Source organism: Enterobacter cloacae complex sp. SHL021 (genome assembly GCF_049237765.1).
Classification (GTDB): Bacteria; Pseudomonadota; Gammaproteobacteria; order Enterobacterales; family Enterobacteriaceae; genus Enterobacter; species Enterobacter cloacae.
Genome location: NZ_JBMKJG010000041.1, coordinates 1 through 10,563, shown reverse-complemented (window position 1 = coordinate 10,563; position 10,563 = coordinate 1). Strand labels below are relative to the sequence as shown.

At 55.1% G+C, this 10,563-nt stretch carries 16 protein-coding genes and 1 pseudogene; 1 reads left to right on the top strand and 16 read right to left on the bottom strand.

Going from position 1 to position 10,563, the window contains the following annotated elements; translation table 11 throughout:
- The 10 genes and pseudogenes from ACOTZF_RS24630 to ACOTZF_RS24585 all read right to left on the bottom strand — a co-directional run.
- A pseudogene (locus ACOTZF_RS24630) lies at positions 1 to 147 on the bottom strand (DNA breaking-rejoining protein); the annotation flags it as partial.
- A gap of 58 nt (positions 148 to 205) precedes the next feature.
- Positions 206 to 589 carry a phage tail termination protein gene (locus ACOTZF_RS24625; protein ID WP_032619446.1) on the bottom strand — a complete coding sequence of 128 codons (384 nt, stop codon included), beginning with the start codon at positions 587 to 589 and terminating at the stop codon, positions 206 to 208.
- The gene (locus ACOTZF_RS24620; protein WP_014883994.1) at positions 586 to 954 is read right to left on the bottom strand and encodes a hypothetical protein; all 369 of its coding nucleotides are present in this window, start codon (positions 952 to 954) and stop codon (positions 586 to 588) included. The genes ACOTZF_RS24625 and ACOTZF_RS24620 overlap by 4 nt, the downstream gene beginning before the upstream one ends.
- A gap of 2 nt (positions 955 to 956) precedes the next feature.
- Positions 957 to 1,307 (bottom strand): hypothetical protein, encoded by a 351-nt coding sequence (locus ACOTZF_RS24615; RefSeq protein ID WP_421636224.1) that lies wholly within the window; start codon positions 1,305 to 1,307, stop codon positions 957 to 959.
- The gene (locus ACOTZF_RS24610; protein WP_421636223.1) at positions 1,307 to 1,480 is read right to left on the bottom strand and encodes a hypothetical protein; all 174 of its coding nucleotides are present in this window, start codon (positions 1,478 to 1,480) and stop codon (positions 1,307 to 1,309) included. The genes ACOTZF_RS24615 and ACOTZF_RS24610 overlap by 1 nt, the downstream gene beginning before the upstream one ends.
- Entirely contained in the window at positions 1,480 to 1,860 is a 381-nt protein-coding gene (locus ACOTZF_RS24605; RefSeq protein ID WP_006808952.1) for a DUF7370 family protein, read from the bottom strand. The genes ACOTZF_RS24610 and ACOTZF_RS24605 overlap by 1 nt, the downstream gene beginning before the upstream one ends.
- 2 nt (positions 1,861 to 1,862) lie before the next feature.
- Positions 1,863 to 2,177, bottom strand: a complete 315-nt coding sequence (locus ACOTZF_RS24600; RefSeq protein WP_421636222.1) for a hypothetical protein — start codon at positions 2,175 to 2,177, stop codon at positions 1,863 to 1,865.
- A 32-nt stretch (positions 2,178 to 2,209) separates the two neighbouring features.
- Positions 2,210 to 3,265, bottom strand: coding sequence for a major capsid protein (locus ACOTZF_RS24595; protein WP_421636221.1), 1,056 nt, complete (start codon positions 3,263 to 3,265; stop codon positions 2,210 to 2,212).
- The gene (locus ACOTZF_RS24590) at positions 3,262 to 3,723 is read right to left on the bottom strand and encodes a hypothetical protein (protein ID WP_421636220.1); all 462 of its coding nucleotides are present in this window, start codon (positions 3,721 to 3,723) and stop codon (positions 3,262 to 3,264) included. The genes ACOTZF_RS24595 and ACOTZF_RS24590 overlap by 4 nt, the downstream gene beginning before the upstream one ends.
- Positions 3,723 to 5,087 carry a DUF2213 domain-containing protein gene (locus ACOTZF_RS24585; RefSeq protein ID WP_421636219.1) on the bottom strand — a complete coding sequence of 455 codons (1,365 nt, stop codon included), beginning with the start codon at positions 5,085 to 5,087 and terminating at the stop codon, positions 3,723 to 3,725. Before ACOTZF_RS24585 ends, ACOTZF_RS24590 begins: the two co-directional genes overlap by 1 nt.
- 47 nt (positions 5,088 to 5,134) lie before the next feature.
- On the opposite strand from ACOTZF_RS24585, the gene ACOTZF_RS24580 reads away from it, so the two are divergent.
- Positions 5,135 to 5,335: a hypothetical protein gene (locus tag ACOTZF_RS24580; RefSeq protein WP_421636218.1), complete on the top strand. Its 201-nt coding sequence runs from the start codon at positions 5,135 to 5,137 to the stop codon at positions 5,333 to 5,335.
- On the opposite strand, the gene ACOTZF_RS24575 is transcribed toward ACOTZF_RS24580, so the two are convergent.
- Genes ACOTZF_RS24575 through ACOTZF_RS24550 form a run of 6 tightly spaced genes read right to left on the bottom strand, consistent with a single transcriptional unit; the run spans position 5,319 to position 10,557 of the window.
- Positions 5,319 to 6,338 (bottom strand): phage minor head protein, encoded by a 1,020-nt coding sequence (locus ACOTZF_RS24575; protein ID WP_421636217.1) that lies wholly within the window; start codon positions 6,336 to 6,338, stop codon positions 5,319 to 5,321. The two genes, ACOTZF_RS24580 and ACOTZF_RS24575, sit on opposite strands and share 17 nt — an antisense overlap.
- Positions 6,265 to 7,734, bottom strand: coding sequence for a DUF1073 domain-containing protein (locus ACOTZF_RS24570; protein ID WP_421636216.1), 1,470 nt, complete (start codon positions 7,732 to 7,734; stop codon positions 6,265 to 6,267). The genes ACOTZF_RS24575 and ACOTZF_RS24570 overlap by 74 nt, the downstream gene beginning before the upstream one ends.
- 12 nt (positions 7,735 to 7,746) lie before the next feature.
- Entirely contained in the window at positions 7,747 to 9,210 is a 1,464-nt protein-coding gene (locus tag ACOTZF_RS24565; RefSeq protein ID WP_421636215.1) for a DNA-packaging protein, read from the bottom strand.
- Positions 9,197 to 9,676, bottom strand: a complete 480-nt coding sequence (locus tag ACOTZF_RS24560) for a DUF2280 domain-containing protein (RefSeq protein WP_421636214.1) — start codon at positions 9,674 to 9,676, stop codon at positions 9,197 to 9,199. The genes ACOTZF_RS24565 and ACOTZF_RS24560 overlap by 14 nt, the downstream gene beginning before the upstream one ends.
- A 32-nt stretch (positions 9,677 to 9,708) precedes the next feature.
- Positions 9,709 to 10,347 (bottom strand): putative metallopeptidase, encoded by a 639-nt coding sequence (locus ACOTZF_RS24555; RefSeq protein WP_421636213.1) that lies wholly within the window; start codon positions 10,345 to 10,347, stop codon positions 9,709 to 9,711.
- Between the two features lie 3 nt (positions 10,348 to 10,350).
- On the bottom strand, positions 10,351 to 10,557 hold the full coding sequence (locus ACOTZF_RS24550) for a hypothetical protein (RefSeq protein WP_032647547.1): 207 nt from the start codon (positions 10,555 to 10,557) through the stop codon (positions 10,351 to 10,353).
- Positions 10,558 to 10,563 lie beyond the last annotated feature (6 nt).

The window sequence follows — 10,563 nt, the reverse complement described above, 5'->3', positions numbered from 1 at the left end:
CATCGAATAGTCGATGCCCTTTGTCGTCATAGCGCCGAGACGCTTCCACTCGGAAAGCGCTGGCACTGCATCGGGGCAGCCAAAGGCCATGCGTAGCACAGCTACTTTCCCGATCAGCTTGCCAAAATCATTAGCACAGCCTTGCATGTGTACCTCTCAAATAAAAAAGGCCGCCTGATGGCAGCCTGATGGGTTGGTGATTGGGTTATTCGCCGTAAACGCACATGAACTGGAGTCTGAAGACCAGGCGCCCCTCTTCGGTCAGGATGGGTGCAGGCATATTGCCGAGGTTTTGAATAAGGCCAAGGCATTCGTCGTTAATGTCGTTCTGTTCGACATAATTGATGATTTCCTGAGCCTTCTCAGCGGCTGCGCGGCGCTTATCTTTGGCGGAAATGACATCCACCAGCACGTAGTGATCAGAACCGAGGTCATTTCGGATGTCGGTACCGCCGTTAGGCCGGAACACGATGAATGCGTCGGTTAACTTCGTTGTGTCGTCCCAAGCCAGCAACTGAACAATGAAGCCAGTGGTAAGCCCTGCATCAACGAAGTAGTTACGCACGCGCTCATACATGGCAGGTGTCATACTGAAAGCTCCTTGCGCATTACGGCATCAATCTGGCTGCGGGTGTCTTCAAATCCTTTAGTGAGGAACTCTTTCTGAGCGGTGGCGCGGCGGAAGGTTTGCGGCACATTAGGATCGTGAACGAATACGGCGTAGTTAGCGGTGTATCCAACTCGCCCGGTGAGTCGAACGCCGTTGTTAATCAACTCCCGATACTGGCTATTAAGCAGCGTTGAGGTGTCGATCGGCGTATAAAGCGCGGCTTGGGAGCTGCCGATTATCATTGCTGACTGTAGCGCCCTGACGACCTTTCGCCCTTTTACATCGTTGATGATTCGGTTGAGCCCGGCTTTCGACTGCTTAACGCCGCGCACTTTGATGCCCATGGCTATACTCCCGTCAGGATGGCGTAATCATCCGCCAGGCGCTCAAACGTGTCGGCATAACGGATAACCTGCCGCACCTCGTCAGCGCCCGCCACAACCGGGTCGGGTTCCGTCGATACGCCAATCAGCAGGTAATCACCAGCGGCAGCCAGCGCGAACCCCGTCCAGACGGTGTTCTTCACGACGATTTCAGCGCCAAGGCTGGCTAACTTCTTGCTGAGCCCGCCCTCGTAATCACAGAGTATTTGCTCGGGTTCGGCATAGCCCATCGGGTCGCCGTATTCGTCATTGCCTTCCAGTTTGCGCCAGATAGTCGCCGTCGCGGTATAGCTCCAGTTCGCTACCGATGACATCATCCCTCCTTCCAGCGCAGCACCTTCGCGCCAGTCGCCCGGATGCGCGGGCAGTTGATGAACCACTCGCCGTTAGATTTCACGTAGCCGGTAGTTTCCCGCCCGGTGTCGGTCATCACCCAGACGCGGGTGAGTGAGCGCTGAAGGCCGTGCTTAACTGATTTGTACGTCATCAGCAGCCCCCGACCACCATGAACAGGCCGACGCTGTTACCGGCGCTGATCGGCAGCTCTCCGGTGCAGCCGCTGGTATCGAGACGGGCCAGCGAGTCGCGCAGCCATGTGATGCTGTCGTCACCGTACTCAAACGAGCGTGACGCGCCAGACGGCGCACCCTGCGATTTGATGCGGCGAGCCCCGGACGAAGTAGCCATCAGCGCGGCGGCATACATCAGGATCAGCTTCGCGGTGCACTCGTCATAACCGGCCCCGTCGAGGCACGGGATAATCTTGTTCACCACGCAGAGGATCGGCTCCAGCAGAGCGCCCGGAATGGAGTAACCCAATTCACCGAGGAACGCCTGCACGTCTGCCGCTGTGATTGGGTCAGCCATGGTTATTTCGCCTTTTTCGATTTAGCGGAGGTGTCTGCCTGCTCTGCCTGCTCTGCCTGCTCTGCCTGCTCTGCCTGCTCTGCCTGCTCTGCCTGCTCTGCCTGCTCTGCCTGCTCTGCCTGCTCTGCAGGAGCATCTTCGGCACCAGGCGTCGCAACTTCAAGCTCCTGAGCCTCGACTTCACCCACGACCGATACACGGCCAGCGAAAGCCGGTGGCACAGCAACAGCAACGAACTCATGACCCACCGGCAGTTGCTGGAATACGCCGTTAATCGTTCCCCAGCAGCCAGTCTTCTCGACTTTTAACTTTTTCATGCTCTCTCCTGAAGAAAAGGGGCCGAAGCCCCTTACCCCTGTGCGTTGAACACTTTAGAACGACCGTTGAAATCGCGCTTAATCTGCAGACCGACAGCACTCCAGACCAGAGAGTTGTAGTTGTCGAACGGGTTCTGACGCGGGATCATGAAGGTACCAACCGGCGCGGCGATTCGCGTCTTGATGTACTGCGAGTTACGCACGTACGCGACAAAATGGTTACCGGTCAATTTGAAGGTCTGGTTAATAGACTCAATGCGACCATAGCGCATGATGTATTCCAGCACGGTGCCTTCTTTAAAGCCGGCAGCGTTAGAATACGGTCGGTTCAGGTTGCGCATGATGTCTGGAGACACCCATACCTTCACCTTCTCCTGCACGTAGTTATCATCCAGCAGCTTAGCAAACGGACCAGTGAAGAAGGCCACTGATTGATCAGGAGTAGACGTGGTCAGATCGATATTCAGACCGGATGCGCTCAGGTCAACCTGATTGGTGTTGGCATGGTTGGTGATACCAGCGCCAACATAGCCTTTCACCTTCACTTTCGCATCACCGGAAAGCATGTAGTCAGCCATATCAGCGCGAATCGCAGCAACATGCGCTTCCTGGTCATCGGCCATTGCATCGAGGTTTTCGGACTGCATGCCGTTCCACTCACGCCATTCTCGGCCGTAGCCAGTGTTGAAGATCGGGATTGGGTCACCAGCTTCGTCGTAGATGACTTTATCCAGCTCTTCCGGCACGTGGCCCGTCAGTGAGCGATGTACCTTGCCAGCGTCACTGGAAACGCGGTACAGCGCCGCCGTCTTGCCGATAGAAATCGGTGTACCGAGACTGAGCAGATCATCCAGCAGGCCGTTGCCTTCGTCATTACGGAAGACTCGGGTGGTGATGTTGTCCACTTCGCGCCAATAGTCTTTGGAAATCAGCGCGGCCTGGTTAACTTCCAGCGCGCCGCCGTACTGGGCGGAAATGGTGTTCTGGTTGATATTGAAGGATTCACGCTGCATCAGCAGCTGATTCCATGCCTGCTTCACCTGGTTGTGCTCGGTGATCAGCTTTTTGTTGAATACGATCATGCTCATGCGGCTGCTTTCCCTGATTTGCGAACTTTCACGAGCTGAGCTTCAGCGCCAACGGTGATTTTTTCGCGTGAATAGAAGAGGACCTGGTCGGTAGCTGGCGTTGTTGCCTTGGCAAGCGTGCCGTCACCGGCAGAAACCAGGCCTTCGTTTTCCAGCAACACTTCGCCTGCTTTAACCAGCATGTGGTAATCCACATCGTCTTCGCACATGATGGCCGCGCCGGTATCACCTGCAGGAACCGCGTCGCGAATGTCACCGCCGCCGATATAGTTATGCTGAAGAGCCAGTGCAACGCCTGCGCCGCCAGCGACATTGTGAACTGCCAGTTTCCCGGTGCTGTCGAGCATCACCAGTGAGCCTGGTTTCACGGCCGCCGCCATGATTGCTTCAATGACCTGCGGGTCATTCTTACGGGCCGGGCCCGCGATTACGATATGGAAACGAGGTGCGAGAGCCATTATTCAGGTGCCTCCATGTTAAGGATTTCACTCTGAGCGCCATTCCCTTGGAATGCATGGTTCAGACCGGTGCTGGTCTGGCACTGTGAGTACAGTTCGTTCAGCGCGTCACCAGCCAGCGAGTTGATCGCCGCTTCGGTCATGAACGAGAATTTCGCTTTAACAGCATCGCGCTTAGTTTTCAGGTCGCTTTCTGCGTTCGCCTGCAGCTGAGTTTCCAGCTTGCTCAGCTTTTCGTTCAGCGGGGTGAGTGCCGCATTAACAGCCGCGGTAATCACGTCGGAGTTAATCTGAGCCTTGCCCGGGTCGCCGCCGCCATCTTTCTTCTGCATCTGCTGGTTGTAGGCATCCCAGACCTGATCGTCGGTCAGCCCCTCGGTTTTAACGCCTGCGGCATTGAGCGCGGCGATCATCTTCTCTTTCATCGGGTTTGTTTCTCCGTTGGTTTTGACTTCGTACTCAGTTGGTTTGCGCACGACTTCTACTGGATCACCGACGAGTTCAGCCTTGCCATCGTCGTCAATGAGGTACTTTTGCTGGAGGTATTTGCCGTTTTCCTCGTAAATGAAGCGATCAGGCCAGACGGCTTCCGGCCAGAAGTAATATGTTTCAGGCTTACCCTCGCTCATCTTGTTTCGCAGCGCCGCGCAGATTTCATCAAATGAGTAATTCGAGGCGTTGCTCAAATAAAACTTGGTTTTGTTCCACCAGCCGTCTTTCATGCTGTTGGCGGCATCGATGAGGCTTGTCACTTCAACATCGGCCTCCTGCCCATCAGCGTTGACGAACATGCCGACACCTTCATCCGGCGTACCGGCACCGGGTTCGTCGAGCAGGATCGCGATGTGGTCGAACTGCATGTTGCGGGCGATCCATGAGTACTTCTTGCCCTTCGATTCACCAGACTTCTTCTCTTTGTTGGTGAGCAACCCGGTAGACAGGTGAATCGGGTCTGTGTTGATGCCGTCGATCATCTCATCTAGGCGATTAATCAGGCGCTTGCCGTCTGGCTTTGTCTCTGCAACCGCTTTGTTGATATAGACGTCAGTTACCGTCTTATCACCAGCCTTACTGACGTTCTGAGCCCAGGCCCCGACGTGAAAGGTGTTAATGGCGCGCGGGTCATTGGCGCTGACATATTTGCCATCTACCATCGGGTGCGGGAGAGGCATCAGCTTGCCTTCCATCGTCTGGTAGCTGTTGTTAATTTCCTCCGCCGGGTACAGGCCGCCATTCATCACGATGTCATCGACGATCGGAACCGCACCACGAATGACGTAGTGTTCCTGGCCGTTGATGGTGGTCGTTGAGATGTTGGAGGCGTTGATGGCGAGGGATTTAACGTGGATGCTGGATAGTTTCACGTGTTATCCTCTTTATGGCGTAATAAACTGTTTAATAAGGAGTAAATGTGGACTATAAAATTTTATTTAAGGGTACAATTAACGGTGAACCTCACACATTGGACACCGTTATCAGCAGCCCGTCAGCACCAGAAGCAGATTCTCCAATTGTTCGCGCTGCAGCAATGAGAGCCCTTTCTGATCTCATCACCGGACAGGATAAATCGGTAACAATTGAAGTATCCATCACCGCTATCCTTCCTCTTTGATTTTCTTTTTGCTATCCCAGGTTTTCCTTTCTTGGGATAGCTTATCCGCCAGGCCATCATTGAATATGCTACCGTCGTCGTTGAGCAGGGCTGGAATCTGGCTGCAGTAGCAGTTGTACCGGTTACCGTTCTCAGCGTAAAAGTCCCGCACCTCTTCGGTGGTGTAGACCTTGCCGTGACGGCTGGCGTGCCAGGTGCGCGTCGTTGGTTTTAGCGCTGACAGCCACAGCAGACCGGTATTCAGCCCCAGCCGGTCAGCGGCCCAGTCCGTTTCGTTCCACTGTGCCTGCCGAAGCGCTCCGACCTGCTCAGTCTGAGCGATGGTCTTGGCCTTCGACATCGACACATCAAGACGCTTGCTGATGACGCTGGCCGTCTCGCGTGGATTCACGCCGCGCGCTACCGCGTCGGTGATGATGTTGGTCAGGTCGCCGCGGGCTGTATCGCTGATGACCTTCCAGTCACTGAACGTTGTCAGCCTGGCCGCTGCCACCTGATTAAGGTGACCGGGGCTGCTTAAAAGCTGCTGTAACGTCGTCTGGCTGGCGTACACCTGCGACTGCTGCGAGAGGTTGTTGAATGCCTCCAGTGTGCCGCGCTGCGCCTCTGCGACGACGTAATCCATCGCCCAGAGGTTTTGCTCGCCACCATCCAGCAGGTAATCGTCGAGAATGCCCTGCACCGCTTCCAGCAGGTCAGCCAGTTCCTGCGCCGACATGTCATAGATGAACTTGCCAGCGTTGACCTGGTAGAGCCGTAAATCCTCGCCGTGGTCATGACAAAGGAAGTGCCAGTTATGACTGTTTACCTCTCGCTCTCGACCGGTCAGGCGCTGGTCGAACAGAGCTTTCAGCGCTCGCTTGATGCCGAGATATCGCTTCTCGATATCCCGGAACAACGCGGTTACCTGCTTTGCCGATCGGGTCGGGTCAACCTTGCTGCGCGGAACTATCGGCAACCCCACCTTTGCCGTCTGTTCTGGTGTAATCGGCCAGTGGATCATCGGTAGTCACCTTTTCGTCCGGTTTCGGTGGTTCTTTTGGCTCAGGCAGCGGGTCAAGCCCAACAACTTCGCGCAGCTCATTGGCTGTAATCGGCGGCTCTCCGCCATAGAAGCCAGTGGTTTTCTGCACAATGTCGGCCAACTTAGAAGCGTTCTCGATCTTCTCTTTCTCGCCGGGCGCCAGCAGGTCACTCCACGAAATTGTGACCTCGCCTTTGGTCGGTGGGTCTATAATCCCAAGTGTCCAGAAGCGTTCCAGCAATGCGGTGATGCGGTCTGTCAGGAAACCATTGCGCCGAGTATTGCGGCGGATAGCCCAGTCCGTTTTATCCTCGTCGCTCGCCAGTCGCCCGGTCTGCTGACCGAACAGGATTGTGAAAGGGATTTGCACGGAGGCGGCCAGTTCGTTCGCAGTGACTTCCCAGGTTGGTCCCGGGTCACCTGGCGTAACCGAGAGGACGTTAAGCCTCCCGGCTTGCATGACAGCCGCCGCATCGGTACCTCTGTTCATACGCTTGAATTTATCCTCAAACGCTTCGCCGAGGTCTTTATATCCAGAATCTTTTGCCTGCTGATTAAGCGTGGTGATATCGGTCTCTTTATCGAACTCTGCTACCATCTGACGACTGGCGTTCTTCAGGAATCCCTCTGCACCACCGCCAGATATTTTCTCGATATCAAGGACTTTGTTGAAACCAGCCTCCAGCAGCGGGATGCCAGACAGGACGTTGTCGTCTTCAGATCCCTCGCAGAACAAGATAACGCGGCTCGGGTGTACCGGCTCTCCACGCATCGGTCCAACAAAAGGCTCATCACCGACCGGCTGCTCGTTGAAGTTGAACATCTTCGGCTGGCCGAACGTTTCTGACTGGCGGTCGTTATCCCATTCGGCAACAGTTAACTGCGGCTCCCATACCGGAATCAGCTTCACCAACGCTGACTGACCAATGGATTTCACCAGCTTGGTATCTACTGGATCACTCCATGGCTTATTGTCTTTCACCTGCAGCAGCAGAGCGGAGTAGCGCCCCACCATATTGCGGCGGTCAGCATCCTTCACCTTCGGCCACAGCGTCTTCATGAACTTGGTGACTTTCTTTTCCCAGGCGTTTGTTTTCTCAGCCTCCTGCGCTTCATCACCGTCAACAATGACCGGGTAATCCTGCCAGCAACCTTCCAGCAGGCGATGCACCACAGCGAAGCCAGCGGCGTTGCGGCGGTACATGTTATAGAAGTCGTTGAAGGTGATCGTGCGCGGGTAGCCAAATTCCTGGTAAAGAGTCGGGCGCTTCGTGTTCCCGCCACCGATGCCGATGGCGTTCAGGTAATTCGCTCGCCTCATTTCAGTGGCGAGGTTGTTCACAGCCAGTTGAAGGCCGTTATCTTGTTCGCTCACTGGCGATGCTCCTTAGAAGAATACTGCGCCGACTGTCTGCCCGCTCAGCTCGGTCATTGCCCATACATGAGCGTCGAGTCTGTCTGGTGACTTTTTCGCAGTGGTGGGTACGTATTCCATCTGCTGATTTTCAAGCTTGTAGAGGTTGCCACGGTGGGCCACGCGCCCTTGCGAATAGAGAGCTGATATTGGCTCTGCACGGGCGAACTTACCTTTGCTGGCATGGACGCGAATAATGCGCCCCTTAAATCCGGCATTGCGCAGAGTGTCCTCTGCCATGTCGCCGCCCTGGTTTGTTTCAATAACGATAGCGTCAGCGTCGTGAAGGTCGTATGCCTCCATTGCTTTTGTCGCCCAACCGTTTGGCGAGTATTTTCCGCTGTAGTCGCCATCAACCGAGTATTGCCTGCGGTCGCCAGTGCCATAAGAACTGGCAGCGACGATTCCTGTTTCATCACTCTCTTCGCTGTTCGTTGCCTGCGGGTCAATTGCAACTACTGTTCGAGAAAGCTTCTCTGTGATGTTTAGCGCCCGCGCTGCCGAAATCATCTCCTCAGTCCACAGCGCACCATCTGCGTTAAAGCGCTTAGGATCCTGCATGTACTGAGCTTCGGCAGTTCGGCGGTGAGAAAACAACGATATGCGGTGCGATTCGTTATGCTTGAAAGGCCACAACCAGCCGTCAGGCAAGCCATGGTCAATCGGTATAGCGTGGGTGTTTTCAGGGTACTGCGCAGCGTATGGCTGACTGTTGTCGATAATCACCGGAAGATTCAGGTGATGCCATTTCTCACCACTCCCGCCCCGCAGCAGATAACCGCTCAGGTCGTGGTAGTGGATCCGCTGCATGATGACAATCATCGGCGTCGTCTCGATCGCCAGTCGTGATTTGATTGTCTCGTTAAAGCGGTTGTTTACCCCGTCGCGGACGATCTCTGAATAAGCGTCATCTGGCTTAACCGGGTCATCGATAATCAGGGCGCCCTGCCAGCCTGGCTCCATGTGTCCGGCACGAAAGCCGGTAACCTGCCCGGCAGCTGACGACGCATAAACGCCGCCGCCATGTTCGGTCCACCACATAGCCTTGCTGTCAGCGTCATCGCGTAGCGACATGGGCCACATCGACTGATACGCCTGCGACTTAATCATTCCACGCGCGGTTGAGGAGTTCAGCAGCGCAAGATTGTGCGAATAGGACAGGTGCATGAAGCGGGCCCGGCAGTTAAGCGCCAGCCCGCGCCCCATCATATTGATGGTCGCCAGCTCGGTCTTCGTGTACCCAGGCGGGACGTTGATGATCAGGCGCTGAATCTCACCATCAATGACGCGATCCAGCGTTTGCTGAATCACCTTGTGGTGAGGCGCGACAATCATCTTTCCGCCGGTGCGCTGCTTGAAGAAGTAGCGAGCGTAATAGAGCCCGTCCTCTTCGCATTCAACCTTACGGGCAAATGCCCTTTGCTCAGCAGTCGTCATCCTCCATCATCTCCTGCCGTGCGGATTTGTATTCCTCTTTGCTCATGGTGATCGTCTGGATGGCGCCACCATTCGGGCCGGAATGTTCAAACTTGTGCTTATTGGTGTAGGCATTGCCGCATTCCTTCGCCGCCTGTTCGATAATCTCGGCAGTAAGCGCGAGGTTCTTCATGCCCTCGGCACGCGTTGCCATGCGGTCGAGAACGCGAAGTCGGTACGCCTTGTTAGCGATCGGTATGTCTGAGATTTCATTCTGGAAGCGTTCGCGGGTAGCATTGAACATGTCCACCCATTTCTGCGCCAGCCCCCTGCCGTTTGCTTTCGTCGGGTCGTGTGATTCGACCTGCTGACGTGTGATGCTCAGGCCAAATTCTTTTTTGACCAGCTCAACCACCTGGGATGGTGTATCGAAGCAGGCAAGGGACTGAACGATGAAGGCTTTGACCTCACCTTTCAGTGTCGCCATGGATTACCTGCCTGTCATAATCAGTCATATTGTTAGGCCAGCTTTAACATGCATGTGCCGCATGACCTGGCTATATCGATGTGAGCCACTTCTGCTGGCGCATTGGCCGCATCAACGAGCTCCTGTACTTCTTTGCTGGCACCGTATCGACGTACGACACCAGTGAATTCTTCGACGTCGTGGCCACGCAGTGTAAGCACTGGCTGCCCGGTCTCTTTGTTGAACTTAGGCGCTCCGAAATCATCGGTGGCCTGGGCAATGTGGTAAAGCTCATGCTCCACCAGAGCGCAGAACTCAAGGTCACTGCATTGTGAGCAGTAATTAGCCGCCAGCGTGATGATGAACTTTGGGATTCGCCCGAACCATTCATGCATCTGCTGTTCCATTCTGGCTTTCTGCCATCCACCGGCGCTTAGCATTACCTGTTCAGCCTGACCGAGAACGTAGCGCCCTTTCTTCGCAAACGAGTCAGAGGCCCACATGAAGCAGAGATCAGCCTCTAAAAGGTGTTCGTGGTCAGGGTTATGGATGCTGCCGGTATCGCTGAGGATTTGGCGGTTTATCCACTCATGCACTTCGTTAGCGGGGATCAGCCTGGTGTATGGCTGCCAGTTGTCGGAGGCGATGAAGTTAACTGGCGGATAAGGCCTGCGCTCGTCATCGTTAACCATGGGTTACTCCGTAGTTTGTTCGGTCTGTTCTTCCGGTACTGGGGTAAACTCCACTCGCTTTACATCAGCAGGAGCGAAGTACAGCCACTGGCCCGTTTCCGTCGCCAGCGGCACAAAGCCATTAACCAGCTCAGGCTGACGTCGTGACATCTTGCCCGTGAAGGTTTCGCCTGTTTGGGTGGTTAGGGTGATTTGATAGATGTCTGACATGATTAC

Bases quoted from the DNA above. Each gene is read 5' to 3' on its own strand.
- ACOTZF_RS24625 (WP_032619446.1), bottom strand. From the start codon at position 589: ATGACACCTGCCATGTATGAGCGCGTGCGTAACTACTTCGTTGATGCA.
- ACOTZF_RS24620 (WP_014883994.1), bottom strand. From the start codon at position 954: ATGGGCATCAAAGTGCGCGGCGTTAAGCAGTCGAAAGCCGGGCTCAAC.
- ACOTZF_RS24615 (WP_421636224.1), bottom strand. From the start codon at position 1,307: ATGTCATCGGTAGCGAACTGGAGCTATACCGCGACGGCGACTATCTGG.
- ACOTZF_RS24610 (WP_421636223.1), bottom strand. From the start codon at position 1,480: ATGACGTACAAATCAGTTAAGCACGGCCTTCAGCGCTCACTCACCCGC.
- ACOTZF_RS24605 (WP_006808952.1), bottom strand. From the start codon at position 1,860: ATGGCTGACCCAATCACAGCGGCAGACGTGCAGGCGTTCCTCGGTGAA.
- ACOTZF_RS24600 (WP_421636222.1), bottom strand. From the start codon at position 2,177: ATGAAAAAGTTAAAAGTCGAGAAGACTGGCTGCTGGGGAACGATTAAC.
- ACOTZF_RS24595 (WP_421636221.1), bottom strand. From the start codon at position 3,265: ATGAGCATGATCGTATTCAACAAAAAGCTGATCACCGAGCACAACCAG.
- ACOTZF_RS24590 (WP_421636220.1), bottom strand. From the start codon at position 3,723: ATGGCTCTCGCACCTCGTTTCCATATCGTAATCGCGGGCCCGGCCCGT.
- ACOTZF_RS24575 (WP_421636217.1), bottom strand. From the start codon at position 6,338: ATGATCCACTGGCCGATTACACCAGAACAGACGGCAAAGGTGGGGTTG.
- ACOTZF_RS24565 (WP_421636215.1), bottom strand. From the start codon at position 9,210: ATGACGACTGCTGAGCAAAGGGCATTTGCCCGTAAGGTTGAATGCGAA.
- ACOTZF_RS24560 (WP_421636214.1), bottom strand. From the start codon at position 9,676: ATGGCGACACTGAAAGGTGAGGTCAAAGCCTTCATCGTTCAGTCCCTT.
- ACOTZF_RS24555 (WP_421636213.1), bottom strand. From the start codon at position 10,347: ATGGTTAACGATGACGAGCGCAGGCCTTATCCGCCAGTTAACTTCATC.
- ACOTZF_RS24550 (WP_032647547.1), bottom strand. From the start codon at position 10,557: ATGTCAGACATCTATCAAATCACCCTAACCACCCAAACAGGCGAAACC.